Source organism: Pseudomonas sp. GW823-FHT06B06 (assembly GCF_058795195.1).
In genome coordinates this window covers 99,152-120,237 of sequence record NZ_JBXAHO010000005.1, presented here as the reverse complement: position 1 = coordinate 120,237, position 21,086 = coordinate 99,152, and the positions used below count along the sequence as shown (strand labels likewise).

Below are 21,086 nucleotides of genomic sequence, written 5' to 3'. Positions count from 1 at the left end.
CGCTGCTGATAAAAAACGCCCCTGTCACAAGACCGGGGCGTTTTTGTACGGGCCGTCTGGCCTGCAAACGTGACGCTTGCGCCGTGGATCAGGTACAATTCCCGGCTATTTTTCGGCGGGCTATGCCTGCAGCCTTTTTGAGTGTTGATCCGTGAGTGATTTGAGTCATATCCGCAATTTCTCCATCATCGCCCACATTGACCATGGCAAGTCGACGCTGGCCGATCGCTTCATCCAGATGTGCGGCGGCCTGGCCGAGCGTGAAATGGAAGCCCAGGTACTGGATTCCATGGATCTTGAGCGCGAGCGCGGGATCACCATCAAGGCGCACAGCGTCACGCTTTACTACAAGGCTCGTGATGGCGTCACTTACCAGCTGAATTTCATCGATACTCCAGGTCACGTTGACTTCACCTATGAGGTGAGCCGATCGCTGGCCGCCTGTGAAGGCGCGCTGCTGGTGGTCGATGCCGGTCAAGGCGTTGAGGCGCAGTCGGTTGCCAACTGCTACACGGCGATCGAACAGGGCCTGGAAGTGATGCCGGTGCTGAACAAGATCGACCTGCCACAGGCTGATCCGGACCGCGTAAAAGAAGAAATCGAAAAAATCATCGGCATCGATGCCACCGACGCGGTCACTTGCTCTGCCAAGACCGGCCTGGGCGTCGATGAGGTGTTGGAGCGTCTGGTTACCACCATTCCTGCACCCACCGGCAACATCGAAGATCCGCTGCAAGCGTTGATCATCGACTCCTGGTTCGACAACTACCTGGGCGTCGTGTCCCTGGTGCGCGTGCGTCACGGCCGCGTGAAGAAGGGTGACAAGATCCTGGTCAAGTCCACTGGCAAGATCCACCTGGTGGACAGCGTCGGTGTATTCAACCCGAAACACACCCCTACCGCTGACCTGAAGGCCGGTGAAGTGGGCTTCATCATCGCCAGCATCAAGGACATTCACGGTGCCCCCGTGGGCGACACCCTGACCTTGAGTTCGACGCCGGACGTCGATGTGCTGCCAGGTTTCAAGCGCATCCAGCCGCAGGTCTACGCCGGTCTGTTCCCGGTCAGCTCCGACGACTTCGAAGATTTCCGTGAGGCCCTGCAAAAGCTCACCCTGAACGATTCGTCGCTGCAGTACACCCCGGAAAGCTCTGACGCCCTGGGCTTCGGCTTCCGTTGCGGGTTCCTCGGCATGCTGCACATGGAAATCATCCAGGAGCGCCTGGAGCGCGAGTATGACCTGGACCTGATCACCACGGCGCCGACGGTAATCTTCGAGCTGCTGCTCAAGACCGGCGAGACGATCTACGTCGATAACCCGTCGAAGTTGCCGGACCTGTCTTCCATCGAAGACATGCGCGAGCCGATCGTGCGCGCCAATATCCTTGTGCCGCAAGAGCACTTGGGTAACGTCATTACGTTGTGCATCGAAAAACGTGGTGTGCAGGTCGACATGCTGTTCCTGGGCTCCCAGGTACAAGTGACCTACGACTTGCCGATGAACGAAGTGGTCCTGGACTTCTTCGATCGCCTGAAATCCACCAGTCGCGGCTATGCTTCGCTGGATTACCATTTCGATCGTTACCAATCGGCTAGTCTGGTGAAACTGGACGTGCTGATCAACGGCGACAAGGTCGACGCGCTGGCGTTGATCGTGCACCGTGACAATGCGCACTACAAAGGTCGCCAGTTGACCGAGAAGATGAAAGAACTGATTCCGCGGCAGATGTTCGACGTGGCAATCCAGGCCGCCATTGGCGGGCAGATTGTGGCGCGTACAACCGTCAAGGCGCTCAGAAAGAACGTATTGGCCAAATGCTACGGTGGTGACGTGAGCCGTAAGAAAAAGCTGCTGGAAAAGCAAAAGGCCGGTAAGAAACGCATGAAGCAGGTCGGCAACGTGGAAATTCCACAAGAAGCCTTCCTTGCCGTGCTCAGGTTGGATAGTTAGGTCCTATGTCACTAAATTTCCCGCTGTTGCTGGTCATCGCCGTATTCGTCTGCGGCCTGTTGGCGTTGCTTGATCTGTTGATCCTGGCGCCGCGTCGGCGTGCCGCCATCGCCTCCTATCAGGGCAGCGTCAGCCAGCCTGATGGGGTGGTGATCGAGAAACTGGGCAAGGAACCGTTGCTGGTCGAATACGGCAAGTCGTTCTTCCCGGTGCTGTTCATCGTACTGGTGCTGCGTTCGTTCCTGGTGGAACCGTTCCAGATCCCATCGGGCTCGATGAAACCGACCCTGGACGTCGGCGACTTCATTCTGGTGAGCAAGTTTTCCTACGGGATTCGCTTGCCGGTGATCGACAAGAAAATCATCGAAGTCGGTGAGCCACAGCGTGGCGATGTGATGGTGTTCCGCTATCCGAGTGATCCGAACGTCAACTACATCAAGCGTGTAGTGGGGCTGCCGGGCGATACGGTGCGGTACACCGCTGACAAGCGTCTGTTCGTCAACGGTGAGTCGATTGCCGAAAAGCTGGTCGGCTCCGAGCCGGGCACGCTGGGCAGTGCCGAGCTCTACAAGGAAAAACTCGGTGTCGCCGAGCACTTGATCCGCAAGGAAATGAGTCGCTATCGCGCAACACCGGACCGTACATGGACAGTGCCTGCCGGGCACTACTTCATGATGGGCGACAACCGCGACAACTCCAACGACAGTCGCTACTGGGATGATCCAGCCATTCCCAAGGATCTGCTGGGCATGGTTCCCGACAAGAATATCGTCGGCAAGGCCTTCGCGGTCTGGATGAGCTGGCCGGAACCCAAACTCAGTCACCTGCCGAATTTCTCGCGGGTTGGCCTGATCCAGTAATCAAGCACGGCGCTGTTCAACACAGCGCCGAATGCATTTCTGGAGTCGGCACAATCGGCGACAGAGGCATGAAAACAACGATATTCAGGACGTTATTTTTGAACACAGCGTTAATTGTCCCAGGCCTGCGCCGACTCCCGGCGATGGCGGTGGAATCCAACCACGAACTCAGCGTGGGTAAACCGTGAGCGTCTCCTTAAGCCGTCTCGAGCGTCAGCTCGGCTATACCTTCAAGGATCAGGAACTGATGGTCCTGGCCCTGACTCACCGCAGTTTTGCCGGGCGTAACAACGAACGCCTGGAATTCCTCGGTGATGCCATCCTCAACTTCGTTGCTGGCGAGGCGCTGTTCGATCGCTTCCCGCTGGCCCGCGAAGGCCAGTTGTCGCGTTTGCGTGCACGCCTGGTCAAGGGTGAGACCCTGGCCGTACTGGCCCGTGGTTTCGATCTGGGCGAGTACCTGCGCCTGGGCTCCGGCGAACTGAAAAGCGGCGGTTTTCGTCGCGAGTCGATTCTGGCCGATGCCCTGGAAGCGCTGATTGGCGCGATCTACCTGGACGCCGGCATGGAAGTGGCGCGCGAGCGCGTGCTGGCCTGGCTGGCCGGGGAGTTCGAAGGCCTGACGCTGGTCGACACCAACAAAGATCCAAAAACCCGCCTGCAGGAATTCCTGCAGTCCCGTGGTTGCGAGCTGCCGCGTTACGAAGTGGTGGATATCCAGGGTGAACCGCATTGCCGGACGTTCTTCGTCGAATGTGAAATCATCCTATTGAATGAAAAAAGCCGAGGTCAGGGTGTGAGCCGTCGTATTGCCGAACAGGTAGCGGCCGCCGCAGCACTGATTGCCCTGGGTGTGGAGAATGGCAATGACTGATACAAACGCAACGCGCTGTGGCTATGTTGCCATCGTCGGCCGTCCGAACGTGGGCAAGTCCACGCTGCTCAACCACATCCTCGGCCAAAAGCTGGCGATCACCTCGCGCAAGCCGCAAACCACCCGTCACAACATGCTCGGCATCAAGACCGAGGGTGATGTGCAGGCGATCTACGTCGATACGCCCGGTATGCACAAGGGCGGCGAAAAGGCCTTGAACCGCTACATGAACAAGACCGCTTCGGCGGCGTTGAAAGACGTCGACGTGGTGATCTTCGTGGTGGATCGCACCAAGTGGACCGACGAAGACCAGATGGTCCTCGAGCGCGTGCAATACGTGACCGGCCCGCTGATCGTTGCGCTGAACAAGACCGATCGCATCGAAGACAAGGCCGAGCTGATGCCGCACCTGAGCTGGTTGCAGGAGCAGTTGCCGAACGCACAGATCATCCCGATTTCGGCGCAGCACGGGCACAACCTCGACGCGCTGGAAAAAGTCATCGCTGATCATCTGCCGGAAAACGATCACTTCTTCCCGGAAGACCAGATTACCGACCGCAGCAGCCGTTTCCTCGCCGCCGAGCTGGTACGCGAAAAAATCATGCGCCAGTTGGGCGCCGAGCTGCCGTACCAGATCACCGTCGAAATCGAAGAGTTCAAGCAGCAGGGCAAGACCCTGCATATCCATGCCTTGATCCTCGTCGAGCGTGATGGCCAGAAAAAGATCATCATTGGCGACAAGGGCGAGCGCATCAAGCGCATCGGCACTGAAGCGCGCAAGGACATGGAGCTGTTGTTCGACTCCAAGATCATGCTCAACCTGTGGGTCAAGGTGAAGGGCGGCTGGTCCGACGACGAGCGTGCCCTGCGTTCGCTGGGCTACGGCGACCTCTAAGACTGCATAACGATCCACTGTGGGAGCGAGCCTGCTCGCGAAGAGGATGTAACATTCAGCATTGATGTTGACTGTTCCACCGCTTTCGCGAACAGGTTCGCTCCCACAGTGGTTTTGGGTTGTCAGCAAAATCGCGATCCATCATTGAGAGCTCCATGTCCCAACCCATCCCCCAACCCGCCTACGTCCTCCATTCCCGTGCCTACCGCGAAAACAGCGCCTTGGTGGACTTCCTCACGCCGCAAGGTCGGCTGCGGGCGGTATTGCGCAGTGCGCGGGGCAAGGCCGGGACGCTGGCGCGGCCGTTCGTGCCGCTGGAGGTCGAGTTTCGCGGGCGTGGCGAGCTGAAAAATGTTGGGCGCATGGAGAGCGCCGGCATCGCCACCTGGCTCAACGGTGAGGCACTGTTCAGCGGTCTTTATCTCAATGAGCTGTTGATTCGCCTGCTACCCGCCGAAGACCCTTTCCCTTCGGTGTTCGATCACTACGCCGCGACCTTGCTCGCCCTGGCCGAAGGTCGGGCGTTGGAGCCGTTACTGCGTTCGTTCGAATGGCGCTTGCTGGATGACCTGGGCTACGGCTTTTCATTGACTACCGATATCCACGACGAACCCGTTGCGCCAGACGGTCTCTACCGTTTGCAGGTGGATGCGGGGCTGGAGCGGGTCTATCTGCTGCAGCCCGGTTTGTTCAACGGCGCCGAATTGCTGGCCATGGCTGAAGCTGACTGGAGTGCCCCTGGTGCATTGTCAGCGGCCAAGCGTTTGATGCGCCAGGCACTGGCTGTTCACTTGGGCGGTCGTCCACTGGTCAGTCGCGAGCTGTTTCGCAAGCCGTAGTCTCCCCGTATGCTGTGCACCGAACTTTTTCTTATTCTGGAGCGCTTCCGTGACCACCAGCACCCGCATTCTTCTTGGCGTGAACATCGACCACGTTGCCACCCTGCGTCAGGCCCGGGGCACGCGCTACCCGGATCCGGTCAAGGCGGCACTGGATGCGGAAGAGGCGGGCGCGGATGGCATCACCGTGCACCTGCGCGAAGACCGCCGGCACATCCAGGAGCGCGACGTGCTGGTGCTCAAGGACGTGCTGCAAACCCGCATGAACTTCGAAATGGGCGTCACTGAAGAAATGATGCAATTCGCCGAGCGCATCCGTCCGGCGCATATCTGCCTGGTGCCGGAAACCCGCCAGGAGTTGACCACCGAAGGTGGGCTGGACGTGGCGGGGCAGGAGGCGCGGATCAAGGCTGCTGTGGAGCGCCTGTCGAGGATTGGCTCTGAAGTGTCGCTGTTCATCGATGCCGACGAACGGCAAATCGAAGCATCGCGTCGCGTCGGTGCGCCAGCCATCGAACTGCACACCGGTCGTTATGCCGATGCCGAGACGCCGACCGAAGTGGCTGAAGAGCTAAAGCGCGTCGCCGACGGCGTAGCGTTCGGCCTGGCGCAGGGCCTGATCGTCAATGCCGGCCACGGTCTGCACTATCACAACGTCGAGGCGGTGGCCGCGATCAAGGGCATCAACGAACTGAACATCGGCCATGCGCTGGTAGCCCATGCGTTGTTCGTGGGCTTCAAGTCGGCGGTTTCGGAGATGAAGGCGCTGATTCTGGCGGCTGCCCGGTAGGAGCGAGCATGCTCGCGAAAAACCTGAGGGCGCCGCGGGGCATCAGGTTTTTCGCGTCATCATTGACGACCATCGCGAGCAAGCCGGCTCCCACATTTGATTGAGGTGTCTGTTAGAGCGGGGCAGGTTCCTGGGCCGGCTTGGTCTTGTCGATGCCCGGCACATGCAGGTTGCCCTCGGCGACCTGATCGCCTTCAAGCTGCGGCTGCGTTACCCAGGTCAGGATGTCGTAGTAGCGACGGATGTTCGCCACGAAATGCACGGGCTCGCCGCCACGGGCGTAGCCGTAACGGGTTTTGCTGTACCACTTCTTCTCGGACAGGCGCGGCAGGATTTTTTTCACGTCCAGCCATTTGTCGGGATTCAACCCTTCCTTGGCCGCCAGCTTGCGGGCGTCATCAAGGTGACCGCTGCCGACGTTGTAGGCGGCCAGGGCAAACCAGGTGCGATCCGGTTCCTGGATCGACTCGTCGAGCTGATCCTTTATGTAGGCCAGGTACTTGGCGCCGCCCATGATGCTCTGCTTGGGATCGAGGCGGTTGGACACGCCCATGGCTTGCGCGGTGTTCTGGGTCAGCATCATCAGGCCGCGCACACCGGTCTTGGACGTCACGGTCGGTTGCCACAGGGACTCCTGATAACCGATCGCCGCCAGCAGGCGCCAGTCGACCTGTTCTTTCTTGGCGTAGGCCTTGAAGTGCGGTTCGTACTTGGGCAGGCGCTGCTGCAAGTGCTGGGCGAACGTGGTCGCGCCCATGTAGCCGAGTACATCGACATGCCCGTAATAACGGTCCTTCAGGCGTTGCAGGGTGCCGTTTTTCTTGACCTTGTCCAGATACTCGTTGATCTCGTTGAGCAGGCTGTTGTCGTCGCCCGGCGCCACGGCCCAGCTCTGGTTGCTGGCGTCACCCAGGTCGAAGGCAACGCGGATGTTGGTGAAGTACACCTGGTTCATCGCGACTTCATTGGAGTCTACCAATGTCAGATCGATCTGACCTTCGTCGACCATGCGCAGGAGATCCACGACCTCGACCGCGTCGGATTCTTCGTATTCGATACCGGGAAATTTCTGTTTCAGCTGTGCGAGCTGCTCGGCATGGGTGCTGCCCTTGAGCACCATGATCTTCTTGCCGACCAGGTCTTTCGCGTCGGTAGGGCGCGACTTGCCGTTGCGGTAGATGACCTGTGGGGTGACTTCCAGGTAGGGATGGGAGAACCGCACCTGTTTTTTGCGTGCTTCGCTGCTGACCAGGCCGGCAGCCGCCAGGACCGGGCCATTGGGCTTGCCCACCTGATTGAACAGGTCGTCGAGGTTGTCGGCCGTCTCGATCTTGAGATCGACCCCCAGATCGTCGGCGAAGCGCTTCACCAGCTCGTATTCGAAGCCGGTTTCACCGTTGCGATCCTGAAAGTAGGTGGCGGGGCTGTTACGGGTAACCACCCGCAGCACACCATCCTCCTTTACGCGCTCCAGTGTGTTGGGTTTATCAACACAGCCACTGAGCATCAGGAAGAGTCCGGTTGCGATCAGCCATTTGGCGTACCGCGGACGCAAAGCCGTTGGGGAAAACATTTGCGCAGTATACGCAAAGGACCACGAGCGCCATATCTCGACAGCAACAGGGTAGTCTGCTAGAGATCGCAAAAGCCGCCAAAACCCCACTGGAACGGGCCTTTTCAGCATTTTGATACAGTAAAAATAAGCTGTCGTCACCCGGCGGGTTAACCTGACTTTCGGGGCAGAAACACAGATCGGCACTCGAGTGCAACCGTGCGTAGCGTTTCGGGTGCTGTCGCTGGCTGTTTAGGCTAGAATGCACGGCCTCAAAGCACACCCCTTCCCGAGGCTGTCCCGAAGATGTTGATCCTGCGCGGCGCTCCTGCCCTTTCTGCCTTTCGCCACAGCAAGCTCCTTGAGCAACTGAGCCAGAAGGTTCCGGCTGTCAGTGGCCTGTATGCTGAATTCGCTCACTTCGCCGAAGTTACCGGCGACCTGACCGGCGACGAACAGCAGGTGCTTGCGCGCCTTCTGAAGTACGGTCCAAGCGTTCCGGTCCAGGAGCCGACCGGTCGTCTGTTCCTGGTTTTGCCACGTTTCGGCACCATCTCGCCCTGGTCGAGCAAGGCCAGCGACATCGCTCGCAACTGCGGCCTGACCAAGATCCAGCGTATCGAGCGCGGCATTGCCTTCTATGTGGCTGGCCAGTTCAGCGACGCTGAAGCCCAGTTGATCGCCGACGCACTGCACGACCGCATGACCCAGATCGTCCTGGGCAACCTCGAACAGGCTGCCGGCCTGTTCAGCCACGCCGAACCCAAGCCCCTGACCGCGATCGACGTGTTGGGTGGCGGCCGCGCCGCGCTGGAAAAAGCCAACACCGAGCTGGGCCTGGCCCTGGCTGAAGACGAAATCGACTACCTGGTCAACGCCTTCGTCGGCTTGAAGCGCAACCCGCACGACATCGAACTGATGATGTTCGCCCAGGCGAACTCCGAGCACTGCCGTCACAAGATCTTCAACGCCAGTTGGGACATCGACGGCGAAAGCCAGGAAAAAAGCCTGTTCGGCATGATCAAGAACACCTACGTGATGCACAGCGAGGGCGTTCTGTCGGCTTACAAGGACAACGCCTCGGTGATCGTCGGCTCCGTGGCCGGGCGTTTCTTCCCGGACCCCGAAACCCGCCAGTACGGCGCGGTGCAGGAGCCGGTGCACATCCTGATGAAGGTTGAAACCCATAACCACCCGACCGCGATTGCCCCGTTCCCGGGCGCGTCCACCGGTTCCGGTGGCGAGATTCGTGACGAAGGCGCGACCGGTCGTGGCGCCAAGCCAAAAGCTGGCCTGACCGGTTTCACCGTGTCCAACCTGCAGATCCCGGGCTTCTTACAGCCGTGGGAAGTGCCGTACGGTAAGCCCGAGCGCATCGTTACCGCGCTGGACATCATGATCGAAGGCCCACTGGGCGGCGCTGCGTTCAACAACGAATTCGGTCGTCCGGCACTGACCGGCTACTTCCGTACCTTCGAACAGTCGATCAGCACCCCGCACGGTGATGAAGTGCGCGGTTACCACAAGCCGATCATGCTGGCTGGCGGCATGGGCAACATCCGTGAAGAACACGTCAAGAAAGGCGAGATCGTGGTCGGCTCCAAGCTGATCGTGCTCGGCGGCCCGGCGATGTTGATCGGCCTGGGCGGCGGCGCGGCTTCTTCCATGGCCACCGGCACCAGTTCGGCAGACCTGGACTTCGCCTCCGTGCAGCGTGAAAACCCTGAGATGGAGCGTCGCTGCCAGGAAGTCATCGACCGTTGCTGGCAACTGGGCGACAAGAACCCGATCAGCTTCATCCACGACGTGGGTGCGGGCGGCCTGTCCAACGCCTTCCCGGAACTGGTCAATGACGGCGACCGTGGTGGCCGTTTCGAACTGCGCAACATTCCAAACGACGAGCCGGGCATGGCCCCGCACGAAATCTGGAGTAACGAATCCCAGGAACGCTACGTGCTGGCAGTCGGCCCGGCCGACTTCGATCGCTTCAAGGCGATCTGCGAACGTGAGCGTTGCCCGTTTGCCGTCGTCGGCGAAGCCACGGCCGAGCCGCAGCTGACCGTCACCGACAGCCACTTCGGCAACAGCCCGGTGGACATGCCGCTCGAAGTGCTGTTGGGCAAAGCCCCGCGCATGCACCGTTCGGTAGTGCGTGAAAACGAGCTGGGCGACGATTTCGATCCGTCGACCCTCGACATCGGCAATTGCGTCGAGCGCGTCCTGCATCACCCGGCCGTCGCGAGCAAGAGCTTCCTGATCACCATCGGCGACCGCACCATCACCGGCCTCGTGGCCCGTGACCAAATGGTCGGCCCATGGCAGGTGCCGGTGGCCGACGTTGCCGTCACCGCCACCAGCTTCGACGTCTACACCGGTGAAGCCATGGCCATGGGCGAGCGCACTCCGCTGGCACTGCTGGACGCTCCGGCGTCGGGCCGCATGGCCATCGGCGAAACCCTGACCAACATCGCCGCTTCGCGTATCGGCAAGATCTCCGACATCAAGTTGTCGGCGAACTGGATGTCCGCTGCCGGTCACCCGGGTGAAGACGCACGTCTGTACGACACCGTGAAAGCGGTCGGCATGGAATTGTGCCCTGAGCTGGGCATCACCATTCCAGTGGGCAAGGACTCGATGTCCATGGCCACTCGCTGGAACGATGAAGGCGTGGACAAGGCCGTGACCTCGCCAATGTCCCTGATCGTGACCGGTTTCGCGCCAGTGACTGACATCCGTCAGACCCTGACCCCGCAACTGCGCATGGACAAGGGCACCACCGACCTGATCCTGATCGACCTGGGCCGTGGCCAGAACCGCATGGGCGCCTCGATCCTGGCCCAGGTGCATGGCAAGCTCGGCAAGCAGGCTCCGGACGTCGACGACGCCGAAGACCTGAAAGCCTTCTTCGCGGTGATCCAGGGCCTCAACGCCGACGGTCACCTGCTGGCTTACCACGACCGTTCCGACGGTGGTCTGCTGACCAGCGTGGTGGAAATGGCCTTCGCCGGTCATTGCGGCCTGAGCCTGAACCTCGACGGCCTGGCAGAAACGTCTGCTGACATCGCCGCGATCCTGTTCAACGAAGAACTGGGCGCCGTGATCCAGGTTCGCCAGGACGCTACCGCCGACATCCTGGCGCAATTCAGCGCTGCCGGCCTTGGCGAGTGCGTGTCGGTGATCGGCCAGCCGATCAACAATGGCCAGATCAACATCACCTTCAACGGTGACACCGTGTTCGAAGGCCAGCGTCGTCTGCTGCAACGCCAGTGGGCCGAGACCAGCTACCAGATCCAGCGTCTGCGTGACAACGCCGACTGCGCCGATCAAGAGTTCGACGTGCTGCTGGAAGAAGACAACCCGGGCCTGAGCGTCAAGCTCAGCTACGACGTCAACCAGGACATCGCCGCGCCTTACATCAAGAAAGGCATCCGCCCACAGGTTGCCGTGCTGCGTGAGCAGGGCGTCAACGGTCAGGTGGAAATGGCTGCCGCGTTCGATCGCGCTGGTTTCAACGCGATCGACGTGCACATGAGCGACATCCTGGCCGGTCGTGTCGACCTGAACGAGTTCAAGGGCCTGGTTGCCTGCGGCGGCTTCTCCTACGGTGACGTACTCGGCGCCGGTGAAGGCTGGGCCAAGTCGGCGCTGTTCAACAGCCGCGCCCGCGATGCGTTCCAGGGTTTCTTCGAGCGTAACGACAGCTTCACCCTCGGCGTGTGCAACGGTTGCCAGATGATGTCCAACCTGCACGAGCTGATCCCGGGCAGCGAGTTCTGGCCGCACTTCGTGCGTAACCGTTCCGAGCAGTTCGAAGCGCGCGTGGCGATGGTGCAGATCCAGGAGTCGAACTCGATCTTCCTGCAGGGCATGGCCGGTTCGCGCATGCCGATCGCCATCGCCCACGGTGAAGGCCATGCCGAGTTCGCCAGCGAAGAAGCGTTGCTGGAAGCTGATCTGTCCGGTTGCGTGGCGATGCGTTTCGTCGACAACCATGGCAAGGTCACCGAAACCTACCCGGCCAACCCGAACGGCTCGCCGCGCGGGATCACCGGTTTGACCAGCCGCGACGGTCGCGTGACCATCATGATGCCGCACCCGGAGCGTGTGTTCCGTGCCGTGCAGAACTCGTGGCGTTCGGAAGACTGGAACGAAGACGCGCCTTGGATGCGTATGTTCCGTAATGCGCGTGTGTGGGTGAACTGATAGCTGTGTACAAGCTCGCTTTCTTCGTTCCCGACAGCCATGTCGAAGTGGTCAAAAGTGCCGTATTCGCTGCCGGTGGCGGGCGGATCGGCGCTTACGATCACTGTGCCTGGCAGGTGTTGGGCCAGGGCCAGTTTCGCCCACTGGACGGCAGTCAGCCGTTCATTGGCGAGGCGGGGCAGGTCGAGCGGGTGGAGGAATGGAAGGTCGAGCTTGTGGTGGCCGATGAGTTGATTGGCTCGGTGGTGGCGGCTCTGAAACAGAGTCACCCCTACGAGACGCCGGCATACGAAGTGTGGCGGTTGGAGGATTTCTGATCCTTTGGTCGCGGCAATAAAAAACCCGCTGATTCGTCAGCGGGTTTTTTATTGCCTGTATTTTTCTTCGGGCGTAAAAAACCCGGCATGAAAGCCGGGTTTTTCAGGAGCGTCGAGCTTAAGCGGTGAAGGTTTTGCCTTCGAACTGCTCAGCCACGAACTTCCAGTTAACCAGGTTCCAGAACGCCTCAACGTACTTCGGACGCAGGTTGCGGTAGTCGATGTAGTAAGCGTGTTCCCAAACGTCGCAGGTCAGCAGCGGGGTGTCGCCGTTGGTCAGCGGGTTGCCGGCACCGATGGTGCTGGCCAGGCCCAGGGAGCCGTCAGCCTTTTTCACCAGCCAGCCCCAACCGGAACCGAAAGTGCCGATGGAAGTCTTGCTGAACTCTTCCTTGAACTTGTCGAACGAACCGAAGGCTGCGTTGATGGCGTCAGCCAGCGCGCCGGTTGGTTGACCGCCAGCGTTTGGCGCCAGGCAGTTCCAGTAGAAAGTGTGGTTCCACACTTGAGCGGCGTTGTTGAAGATGCCGCCCGAGGAAGTCTTGACGATTTCTTCCAGGGTCTTGCCTTCGAACTCGGTGCCAGGCACCAGGTTGTTCAGGTTCACGACATAGGTGTTGTGGTGCTTGTCGTGGTGAAATTCCAGGGTTTCCTTGGAAATGTGCGGCTGCAGGGCATCGTGTGCGTACGGCAGCGGCGGCAATTCGAAAGCCATTATGATTCTCCTAATCAGGTCAGTTGCGGTGAGCGCAAGGCCGATCACGGGCGGCCAGACAAGCGCCGGGGAGTTTGTACTCTTTGCGGCGCATCGGGTCGGATCATAGCACCGGGGGTGCGGCATAACCACGCAACATCTGTGTGGAATAGAGGTTCCAGAGCCTTTTGGAATAAATCAGCCGGCGCTGATCAGCTGTAATGCTACGGCGAACATCATCACCGCCACCAACAGGTCAAGAATTCGCCAGGTACTTGGCCGCGCCAGCCACGGCGCTAGCCATGCCGCACCGAGTGCCAAGGTAAAGAACCACAGCAATGACGCACTGGCCGCCCCAACTACATAAGCGCCGGGCTCCGTTTGCTGGGCGCCGAGGGAGCCAATCAACAGAACGGTGTCCAGGTAAACGTGCGGGTTGAGCAGGGTAACCGCCAACGCACTGAGCATCACCGCGCGCAACGAACGAACGGTCTGGTTCTCACCTTGTTGCAGACTCTGTCTGGAGCAGGCCCGACGCAACGCCTGGCTGCCATACCACAACAGAAACGCCGCGCCGCCCCAACGGGCAATGGCGAGCAGGGTCGGGTTTTGTGCCAGCACCGTGGCCAGGCCGAATACCCCGGCGGCCACCAGTAATGCATCGCAGGCCACGCAGAGTGCCGCCACCGGCAGGTGATGTTCACGTCGCAGGCTTTGCGCCAGTACGAATGCGTTCTGCGTGCCGATCGCCATGATCAGGCCGAAGGCCACCAACAGGCCGTTGATATAGCTTTGCCACATTATTTTTTACTCCGCGTTGGCTGCCAGGTCGCGCAGCACTTGCATCGCGCGTTCGGCGTCGGCCTGGCCGACAAACAAATGGTCGTGGTAGTAACCGGCGATCACATTGCAGCTGATGCCGGCATGGCCCAGGGCCGTGGCGAACGCGGCGGTCAGTCCGACGGCTTCGAGGGCCGAATGCACGTTCAGGGTGATCCACGCGGCGATGTAGTCGAAGCTGTATCCAGCCTGTTCTGCATGGGAGCGTTCGAGAATTACGGTCAGGCCTTCCTGCTCGCGAAAGCTGCCGATGATTTCCAGGCCCGCGGGCAATTGGCCGTTGGCCAGGGTGCAGAACACGTACTCGCCGGCATTGAGTTGCGGGCTCATGCTGCGCAGTAGCGTTGCCAGTGAAGTTTCGCCAGCCATGAGGAGGATCCTTGTGCAAGAGTTCGTGCTGGCCATTTTCCAGTAGTAACCTGTATAAGAAAAACCAATATTGCTGATCGCTCATTAGGAAAACTGATGTTCGACTATAAATTGCTTTCTGCCCTGGCTGCGGTGGTCGAGCAGGCCGGTTTTGAACGGGCAGCCCAGGTGTTGGGTTTGTCGCAATCGGCTATCTCCCAGCGCATCAAATTGCTTGAGGCGCGGGTCGGCCAGCCGGTGTTGGTGCGCGGCACGCCGCCGTCGCCGACCGAGATCGGCCGGCGGCTGCTCAACCATGTGCAGCAGGTACGTCTGCTTGAGCGGGATCTGCAAACGCTGGTGCCGGCGCTGGACGACGAGGGCCTGCCGGAACGCCTGCGAATCGCCCTGAATGCCGACAGCCTCGCGACCTGGTGGGCCCAGGCGGTGGGGGAATTTTGCGCGCAACACCACCTGTTGATGGATCTGGTGGTCGAGGACCAGACCGTCGGCCTCAAGCGCATGCGCGCAGGTGAAGTCGCGGCGTGCCTGTGTGCCAGTGAGCGCCCGGTAGCCGGTGCGCGCAGCGTATTGCTCGGGGCGATGCGTTACCGTGCATTGGCCAGCCCGGCCTTCATTGCGCGGCACTTTCCCCAAGGCGTGCGCGCCGATCAGTTGGCCCGGACTCCTGCGCTGGTGTTCGGCCCGGACGACTTCCTGCAGCATCGCTACCTGGCATCCCTGGGCGTCGATGGCGGTTTCGAACACCATCTTTGCCCATCGTCTGAAGGCTTTATCCGCCTCACCGAGGCCGGGCTTGGCTGGGGCCTGGTGCCGGAACTTCAGGTGCGCGAACAACTGGAGCGCGGCATTTTGCTGGAGCTTTTGCCAGATAAACCGATTGACGTGCCGCTGTACTGGCATCATTGGCGCAATGGCGGTCAGTTGCTGGGGTTGCTGACCGAGCAATTGGTGCAGGTGTCCCGGCAATGGTTGGTGCCGTTGGGCTGACAGGCAGCGTCAAGACCTCACGCAATACGCAAAAAACGAAATATTCGGAGCACTACATGAAGATTCTGGTCACCGGCGCAAGCGGCTTCATTGGCGGGCGCTTTGCGCGTTTCGCCCTGGAGCAGGGCCTGGACGTGCGGGTCAACGGTCGCCGGGCCGAAAGCGTCGAACATCTGGTGCGCCGTGGCGCGGAGTTTATCCAGGGCGACTTGTGCGATCCGCTGCTGGCACGCGACCTGTGCTCCGAGGTCGAGGCCGTGGTGCATTGCGCCGGTGCCGTTGGCCTGTGGGGGCGTTATCAGGATTTTCACCTGGGCAACGTCCAGGTCACCGAAAACGTGGTTGAAGCCTGCCTGAAGCAGCGGGTTCGGCGCCTGGTGCACTTGTCGTCGCCGTCGATCTATTTCGATGGTCGCGATCATCTGGGATTGACCGAAGAGCAGGTGCCTAAACGCTTCAAGCACCCGTACGCCGCGACCAAGTACCTGGCCGAGCAAAAAGTTTTCGGCGCCCAGGAGTTTGGCCTCGAAACCCTGGCGCTGCGCCCGCGTTTCGTGACCGGGGCCGGTGACATGAGCATCTTCCCGCGGTTGCTCAAGATGCAGCGCAAGGGGCGCCTGGCGATCATTGGCAACGGTTTGAACAAGGTCGACTTCACCAGCGTGCACAACCTCAATGAAGCGTTGCTCAGCAGTTTGCTGGCCACTGGTTCAGCCCTGGGCAAGGTGTACAACATCAGCAACGGCGCGCCGATCCCGTTGTGGGATGTGGTCAATTACGTCATGCGTAAAATGGAAGTCCCACAAGTCACGCGCTACCGTTCCTACGGCCTGGGCTACAGTGTCGCGGCGCTCAATGAGGGGTTCTGCAAGTTGTGGCCGGGTCGTCCCGAACCCACCCTGTCGCGACTGGGCATGCAGGTCATGAAGAAAAATTTCACCCTGGATATCAGTCGCGCCCGGCATTATCTGGACTACGACCCCAAGGTCAGTCTCTGGACGGCGCTCGATGAATTCTGCGCCTGGTGGAAGGCCCAGGACATTCGCTGAAATCGGCTTCACTGAACCGAGGTTGGGCTTCGGGGTCAATCGTTGCGGCCGTGGGGGGTTATACTGCGCCGCATCAAGCCAACACCGTGTTTCACAAAGGTTGACTCAATGTCCATGCGTAACGATGCCAACGATGACTTCGACGATGTACCGAGCCTGCGTGCAGACATCCTCGATGATGATTTCCCGAAGAGCACCCGCACCTCCGTGCACTCGCGCACGCCGCCAGTGGTCAAGGTCAAGGCGGCGAGTACCGGCCCGTTGTGGGCACTGGTCGGCGCCCTGTTCTTTGCCTTCGCAGGCCTTGCCTGGTGGAGCTTCCAGCAAATTTCGCTGATGGAGCAACAGCTGGTGGCAACCCAGGAAAGCTTTGCGCGAATCAGTGAAGAAGCGGCGGGGCGCCTGCAGGATATTTCCGGCAAGGTGGTCGCCAGCCAGACTAACGTCAGTACCGACAGCGAAGCGCTGAAGCTGCAAATCCGGCAGCTGCAAAATCAGCTGCAGGATCAGGGCAAGCAACAACAGGGCGTCGCCGGCCAGGCCTCGGACCTGGACAAACGCCTGGCGCAGATGACCGCGCAGACCAGCGACCTGGAAAAGCGCCTCGCCGAGATGGCCGCCCAGGACACCGAGCAGCAAAAGGCCAATGCGCAAGTGCAGGAGCAGGTCAAAGCCTTGGGCAGTGAACTGGCCACGCTGAAAAATACCCCGGCGGATACCGAGAAATTCGATGCGCAACTGAAGAGCCTGGGCGCCGACATCACGGCGCTGAAGAAACAGGGCAATCCGAACGCTGCCATCGATCGCCTGGAGCAGGACATCGTGGTTCTCAAAAGCCAGCAGGACAACCGTCCAGGCACCTCTCAAGGCGCAAGCACTGCTGAGTTCGATGCCTTCCGCAGCCAGGTCACCCGAACCATCAACAGCCTGCAAGCGCAGATCCAGAACCTGCAACAGCAGCTGCGCACTCGCCAGTAAGCCCTGCCTCATTCCCGGTTCGCCGGGAATGATCCCCGCCTCGATTCGCTGAATGTCCCTGCATGCGCCATTGCCGTCTACGCTCTTGAAACATCAAGAGAACGGGGGGACGTGCCATGGGAGTTGTGCAAAAGTTGGCCTGTTTGGGGGGCATGCTGTTGATGTGCCTAGGCCAGGTTCAAGCTGCCGAAACGGAAAAGGCCGACAGCCAGGCGGCCATTGCTTTGCTGGAAAAAGCCCTGGCCTACTACCACGACAATGGCGACAAGGCATTCGCCGCCTTCAGCCGTCAGGGCGAGTTTGTCGACCAGGACCGGTATGTCTTCGTGGTCGATACCAAGGGCGTGATGCTCGCCAGTGGTGGGCCATCGGCTGCATTGATTGGCCGGGATGTGTCGGATGTGCTCGGGCCGGATCTGCAGAAGGCTTTCAAGGATGCGCTCAAAGTGCCCGAGGGCAATGGCATCCAGCAAGCGGAGTACCGTTGGCAAAATTGGTCCGACGGCAAGGTCGAGCGCAAGCATGTCTACTATCAGCGAGTCGGCCAGCGAATCCTCGCGGTCGGTTACTACCTGCCACGGGCTTCAGCGGAGCAAGCCATGGCCTTGCTGAACAAGGCGGCGGCCGACCTGGCCAAGGACGAGAAGGGCACCCTGAAAGCCATCAACTCTCTGAAGGGCGGTTACCTGCAGGATGACCTGTATGTCTTCGTCGTCGACCTCGATACCCGGCGCTATGTCGCCCATGGCACCAACTTGCGATTGATCAACACGGATTTCAGCAAGATCAATGATCCGGATGGCAAGCCGGTGGGGGAGCCGATGCTGGCGCTGATCGCGAAACAGGATTACGGCGAGTATGAATACCGCTGGAAAAACCCGGTGACCGGTAAGGTCGAGAACAAGCATGCCTATCTGAAGAAGGTCGGGCATTTCCTGGTGGCGGTGGGGTATTACAGCCCTTGAATGGTATTGCCTGATACACCGCATTCGCGAGCAGGCCGCTCCCGCATTGAATCTCCAGTGATCACACATTTTGTGTACTCTGGAAATCATTGTGGGAGCGAGCCTGCTCGCGAATGCGGGCGACTCGGTCTCTCTACCGGACCTTGTCCTCGCGCCCGCGGAGCACCCTGTCCGGCATGGCGATCGCCGCCGCCAACCCCAGCAGCGACACCGCCGCACTTACCATCAACAGATGCCTGAACGTCAGCAACAGTTCAGCGCGCAGGGCATCCTGCGCGTCACCCTGTGCGGCGTTCAGGCCATCCAGCAAGACATTCCCCGAGTGACCCTCGGCCAACAGCGAAGAGCCAGCCAGGTGGGCGAAGCTCGAATCCTGCAACAACGCCAGCAACAGCGCCGACATCAGTGCCACGCCCACCGCTCCGCCCAATGAACGGAACAGGTTGGTGGTGCTGGTGGCAACGCCGATGTCTCGCTGTTGCACCGAGTTCTGCGTGCCGACCAGGGAGGTCGGAAACTGCATGCCCGAGGCGATACCGCAGAACAGCATGAACAGGCTGCTCAGCCAAAAGGACTGTGGCGGGCTGAACGCCATACCGAGAATCGACAACGGCATGAGCAGGGCGCCGGTCAGGATCATCGGTTTGTAGCGTCCGGTCACGGAGGTACGGCGGCCGGCGAAATATGCGCCAATCGGCAAGCCCATGGCCAGCGGCAGCAGGTGCAGGGCAGCGCTGTCGGCACCGGCACCGGTGACACTCTGGAAACGCAGGGGCATCAGTACGATCAACGAGATGGCCTGGAAACTGGTGAAGAAAATCGTGCACCAGCACAGGATCGCATTGCGGTTGGTGAACAGGTGCATCGGCAGCAATGGCTCCGATGCGCGTCGTTCATGCAGCACGAACAGGCCCAGCACCGCTGCCGCACAAGCCAGTAACCCCAATACTTCGGTACTGCGCCAGGAGTGCCCCTGACCGAATTGGGTGATGCCCAGCAGCAACGCCGTCAGTCCGATGATCATCAACAGGGTACCGAGGTAATCGATCACCGGTTTGCGTTGCGGAATCGGCAAGCCGACCAGCGTGCGATTGGCCACCAGCCATGCTCCCACGCCCAGCGGCAAATTGATCAGGAAGACCCAACGCCAGGAAAGGTATTCGGTCATGTATCCGCCCAGCACCGGGCCGGCGACGCTGGCCACCGCATACATGCTGCTGAAATAGCCCTGATAACGGCCGCGCTCACGGGGGGGCACGATGTCGCCGATGATTGCCTGGCTGACGGAGATCATTCCACCGGCTCCGATCCCCTGGAGAATTCGCGCCAGCACCAGTTGCTCCATGCTCTGGGCCATGCCACAGAACAGCGACGCCAGGGTGAATAACCCCATGCCAAACAGCATCAATTTGCGCCTGCCGTACAGATCGCCCAGCTTGCCGTAGATCGGCACCGCCACCGTCATCGCCACCATGTAGCCGGATATCACCCAGGCCAGCAAACTGACGTCCTTGAACTGTGCGGAAATGGCTGGCATCGACACAGCAACGATGGTTTGGTCCAGCGCACCGAGGAAAATAGCCAGCATCAGCGCGATCAGCACGCTGCGGATGGCCGGTTTGGGCAATTCAGGCTGGTGGAAAGTGGTCACGAATAAACCTGCGGCAGTGAATGACCCGCCAGTCAAGGCGAGCGGGATGCTCGCCAGTGTAAGTCGATAGGAGGCTATTCGATAGCCTCATAGGGAAGGCCTGGCCCATCGTTTTGCAAACCTTCGACCTGACGAGCGGCCATGCGGTCGCGGATGACTCCTGTCTGGCCTTAGACCATCACCGTTTTGCAACGGGTCAGCCCTTGCAGATCCCACGCGGCGGGGGGCGGTGATGGATTTTTATGGATCGAGTGCTTGCAATTTTCCCTTGCGGGCCGGTCAATTGAAGGTGAAAACTGAGCGGGTAGCTGTACATTCTGCCATTCGGTGCGATTATCGCCCGTCGTCCATTCCGAAACCTGGATTGAAGTGATGAACAAGCCTGACCTGCCTTCGATTCCGGTGTTCAAGCTCTACGGTGAAAGCCTGGATTGGCCGACCCCGGACTTGCTGCACTGTGAAACCATTTCCAAACGCAGTCGCGAACACCAATGGGAAATCAAACCCCACCGCCACGCCGATTTATGTCAGTTGCTCTTCGTGTTCAAAGGTCAGGCAGAGCTTGAAATCGAAGGCAAACGTTCGCAACTGACCGAACCGGCGATCCAGATCCTGCCGCCGTTGTCGGTGCATGGTTTTCGGTTCAGTGAAGACGTCGAGGGGTTCGTGGTCACCCTCGCGGCACCGCTTATCGCGCATCTTCAGGCGCAATTGGGGCATTCGGTGAATGCCCTGGCCCAGGCCGAGAGCTACCCGGCAGGCCAGGACGCCGCGTACCTCAACAGTCTGTTCAGCGCGTTGCAGAACGAATACACCGGCCACCAACCGGCGCGGGAAATGCTCATGCATTCGCTGGTCAGCGTGATCATGGTGTGGGTCAGCCGCCAGGTGATCCAGCGCCGGTCAGCGGGTCAACGACCGCAGCGGGCGCGGGAATACCTCAATGGCTACATCCAGTTGGTGGAAGAAACCTACCGCCAGCACGTCAAGGTTGAAGACCTGGCCCATCGGCTGGGGATTTCGGTCTCTCACCTCAATGGCACCTGCCGCGAGTTGGCGGGGCAACCGGCATTGCAGATCATGCACGAACGGCAGTTGTTGGAGGCCAAGCGCTTGCTGACCTACACCAGCATGACCATCTATGAAATGTCCGACGTGTTGGGGTTCTCTGATCCGACCAACTTCACGCGCCTGTTCCGACGCCGCGTTGGCATCTCGCCAAAGGCGTTCCGCGATCGCTTGAAGGCCGATCAGGACAAAGAAGGCTGA

General features: G+C 60.2%; 18 protein-coding genes. 13 read left to right on the top strand and 5 right to left on the bottom strand.

What is annotated here, in order from left to right; translation table 11 throughout:
- The first annotated feature begins 151 nt into the window (after window positions 1-151).
- The 6 genes from lepA to pdxJ all read left to right on the top strand — a co-directional run bounded on the left by lepA (window position 152) and on the right by pdxJ (window position 6,209).
- Window positions 152-1,951, top strand: coding sequence for a translation elongation factor 4 (gene lepA / locus AC1Q8Q_RS06395; protein WP_020799456.1), 1,800 nt, complete (start codon window positions 152-154; stop codon window positions 1,949-1,951).
- Window positions 1,952-1,956: 5 nt separating this feature from the next.
- The gene (gene lepB / locus AC1Q8Q_RS06390; RefSeq protein WP_020799457.1) at window positions 1,957-2,811 is read left to right on the top strand and encodes a signal peptidase I; all 855 of its coding nucleotides are present in this window, start codon (window positions 1,957-1,959) and stop codon (window positions 2,809-2,811) included.
- A gap of 184 nt (window positions 2,812-2,995) precedes the next feature.
- Window positions 2,996-3,685, top strand: a complete 690-nt coding sequence (gene rnc, locus AC1Q8Q_RS06385; RefSeq protein WP_018927089.1) for a ribonuclease III — start codon at window positions 2,996-2,998, stop codon at window positions 3,683-3,685.
- Entirely contained in the window at window positions 3,678-4,580 is a 903-nt protein-coding gene (gene era, locus AC1Q8Q_RS06380) for a GTPase Era (protein WP_020799458.1), read from the top strand. The genes rnc and era overlap by 8 nt, the downstream gene beginning before the upstream one ends.
- 155 nt (window positions 4,581-4,735) lie before the next feature.
- Complete coding sequence (gene recO, locus AC1Q8Q_RS06375; RefSeq protein ID WP_020799459.1) at window positions 4,736-5,419, top strand: DNA repair protein RecO; 684 nt, start codon at window positions 4,736-4,738, stop codon at window positions 5,417-5,419.
- A 49-nt stretch (window positions 5,420-5,468) separates the two neighbouring features.
- Window positions 5,469-6,209 carry a pyridoxine 5'-phosphate synthase gene (pdxJ, locus tag AC1Q8Q_RS06370; protein WP_033039429.1) on the top strand — a complete coding sequence of 247 codons (741 nt, stop codon included), beginning with the start codon at window positions 5,469-5,471 and terminating at the stop codon, window positions 6,207-6,209.
- Window positions 6,210-6,321: 112 nt separating this feature from the next.
- Here pdxJ and mltF read toward each other — a convergent pair whose 3' ends face one another.
- Complete coding sequence (gene mltF, locus AC1Q8Q_RS06365; protein ID WP_020799461.1) at window positions 6,322-7,782, bottom strand: membrane-bound lytic murein transglycosylase MltF; 1,461 nt, start codon at window positions 7,780-7,782, stop codon at window positions 6,322-6,324.
- A 285-nt stretch (window positions 7,783-8,067) separates the two neighbouring features.
- Between mltF and purL the strand changes: the two genes are divergently transcribed.
- On the top strand, window positions 8,068-11,964 hold the full coding sequence (gene purL / locus AC1Q8Q_RS06360) for a phosphoribosylformylglycinamidine synthase (protein WP_020799462.1): 3,897 nt from the start codon (window positions 8,068-8,070) through the stop codon (window positions 11,962-11,964).
- A gap of 5 nt (window positions 11,965-11,969) precedes the next feature.
- Window positions 11,970-12,281: a YqfO family protein gene (locus AC1Q8Q_RS06355; RefSeq protein WP_020799463.1), complete on the top strand. Its 312-nt coding sequence runs from the start codon at window positions 11,970-11,972 to the stop codon at window positions 12,279-12,281.
- Between the two features lie 118 nt (window positions 12,282-12,399).
- Here AC1Q8Q_RS06355 and AC1Q8Q_RS06350 read toward each other — a convergent pair whose 3' ends face one another.
- The 3 genes from AC1Q8Q_RS06350 to AC1Q8Q_RS06340 all read right to left on the bottom strand — a co-directional run bounded on the left by AC1Q8Q_RS06350 (window position 12,400) and on the right by AC1Q8Q_RS06340 (window position 14,184).
- Window positions 12,400-12,996 (bottom strand): superoxide dismutase, encoded by a 597-nt coding sequence (locus tag AC1Q8Q_RS06350; protein ID WP_033043443.1) that lies wholly within the window; start codon window positions 12,994-12,996, stop codon window positions 12,400-12,402.
- Window positions 12,997-13,173: 177 nt separating this feature from the next.
- On the bottom strand, window positions 13,174-13,776 hold the full coding sequence (locus tag AC1Q8Q_RS06345; protein ID WP_033043445.1) for a LysE/ArgO family amino acid transporter: 603 nt from the start codon (window positions 13,774-13,776) through the stop codon (window positions 13,174-13,176).
- Window positions 13,777-13,782: 6 nt separating this feature from the next.
- Complete coding sequence (locus AC1Q8Q_RS06340) at window positions 13,783-14,184, bottom strand: ACT domain-containing protein (protein WP_083349693.1); 402 nt, start codon at window positions 14,182-14,184, stop codon at window positions 13,783-13,785.
- A 96-nt stretch (window positions 14,185-14,280) separates the two neighbouring features.
- Here AC1Q8Q_RS06340 and AC1Q8Q_RS06335 point away from each other — a divergent pair, with 96 nt between their 5' ends.
- The 4 genes from AC1Q8Q_RS06335 to AC1Q8Q_RS06320 all read left to right on the top strand — a co-directional run bounded on the left by AC1Q8Q_RS06335 (window position 14,281) and on the right by AC1Q8Q_RS06320 (window position 18,166).
- Window positions 14,281-15,174, top strand: coding sequence for a LysR family transcriptional regulator ArgP (locus AC1Q8Q_RS06335; protein WP_492614897.1), 894 nt, complete (start codon window positions 14,281-14,283; stop codon window positions 15,172-15,174).
- 56 nt (window positions 15,175-15,230) lie between these two features.
- Window positions 15,231-16,223 carry an NAD-dependent epimerase/dehydratase family protein gene (locus tag AC1Q8Q_RS06330; RefSeq protein ID WP_033043457.1) on the top strand — a complete coding sequence of 331 codons (993 nt, stop codon included), beginning with the start codon at window positions 15,231-15,233 and terminating at the stop codon, window positions 16,221-16,223.
- A gap of 108 nt (window positions 16,224-16,331) precedes the next feature.
- Window positions 16,332-17,201 (top strand): ATPase, encoded by an 870-nt coding sequence (locus AC1Q8Q_RS06325; protein ID WP_033043448.1) that lies wholly within the window; start codon window positions 16,332-16,334, stop codon window positions 17,199-17,201.
- A 116-nt stretch (window positions 17,202-17,317) separates the two neighbouring features.
- On the top strand, window positions 17,318-18,166 hold the full coding sequence (locus tag AC1Q8Q_RS06320; protein ID WP_033043449.1) for a cache domain-containing protein: 849 nt from the start codon (window positions 17,318-17,320) through the stop codon (window positions 18,164-18,166).
- Between the two features lie 133 nt (window positions 18,167-18,299).
- On the opposite strand, the gene AC1Q8Q_RS06315 is transcribed toward AC1Q8Q_RS06320, so the two are convergent.
- On the bottom strand, window positions 18,300-19,817 hold the full coding sequence (locus AC1Q8Q_RS06315; protein WP_020799472.1) for an MDR family MFS transporter: 1,518 nt from the start codon (window positions 19,815-19,817) through the stop codon (window positions 18,300-18,302).
- 372 nt (window positions 19,818-20,189) lie between these two features.
- Between AC1Q8Q_RS06315 and AC1Q8Q_RS06310 the strand changes: the two genes are divergently transcribed.
- Window positions 20,190-21,086 carry a helix-turn-helix domain-containing protein gene (locus AC1Q8Q_RS06310; protein ID WP_033043451.1) on the top strand — a complete coding sequence of 299 codons (897 nt, stop codon included), beginning with the start codon at window positions 20,190-20,192 and terminating at the stop codon, window positions 21,084-21,086.

What these genes read in the sequence shown, in the direction of transcription:
- AC1Q8Q_RS06320 (WP_033043449.1), top strand. Translation starts at nt 17,318, where the DNA reads ATGGGAGTTGTGCAAAAGTTGGCCTGTTTGGGGGGCATGCTGTTGATG.
- AC1Q8Q_RS06330 (WP_033043457.1), top strand. Translation starts at nt 15,231, where the DNA reads ATGAAGATTCTGGTCACCGGCGCAAGCGGCTTCATTGGCGGGCGCTTT.
- purL (WP_020799462.1), top strand. Translation starts at nt 8,068, where the DNA reads ATGTTGATCCTGCGCGGCGCTCCTGCCCTTTCTGCCTTTCGCCACAGC.
- AC1Q8Q_RS06325 (WP_033043448.1), top strand. Translation starts at nt 16,332, where the DNA reads ATGTCCATGCGTAACGATGCCAACGATGACTTCGACGATGTACCGAGC.
- AC1Q8Q_RS06335 (WP_492614897.1), top strand. Translation starts at nt 14,281, where the DNA reads ATGTTCGACTATAAATTGCTTTCTGCCCTGGCTGCGGTGGTCGAGCAG.
- recO (WP_020799459.1), top strand. Translation starts at nt 4,736, where the DNA reads ATGTCCCAACCCATCCCCCAACCCGCCTACGTCCTCCATTCCCGTGCC.
- AC1Q8Q_RS06345 (WP_033043445.1), bottom strand. Translation starts at nt 13,776, where the DNA reads ATGTGGCAAAGCTATATCAACGGCCTGTTGGTGGCCTTCGGCCTGATC.
- AC1Q8Q_RS06310 (WP_033043451.1), top strand. Translation starts at nt 20,190, where the DNA reads ATGAACAAGCCTGACCTGCCTTCGATTCCGGTGTTCAAGCTCTACGGT.
- AC1Q8Q_RS06340 (WP_083349693.1), bottom strand. Translation starts at nt 14,184, where the DNA reads ATGGCTGGCGAAACTTCACTGGCAACGCTACTGCGCAGCATGAGCCCG.
- era (WP_020799458.1), top strand. Translation starts at nt 3,678, where the DNA reads ATGACTGATACAAACGCAACGCGCTGTGGCTATGTTGCCATCGTCGGC.
- mltF (WP_020799461.1), bottom strand. Translation starts at nt 7,782, where the DNA reads ATGTTTTCCCCAACGGCTTTGCGTCCGCGGTACGCCAAATGGCTGATC.
- AC1Q8Q_RS06350 (WP_033043443.1), bottom strand. Translation starts at nt 12,996, where the DNA reads ATGGCTTTCGAATTGCCGCCGCTGCCGTACGCACACGATGCCCTGCAG.
- lepB (WP_020799457.1), top strand. Translation starts at nt 1,957, where the DNA reads ATGTCACTAAATTTCCCGCTGTTGCTGGTCATCGCCGTATTCGTCTGC.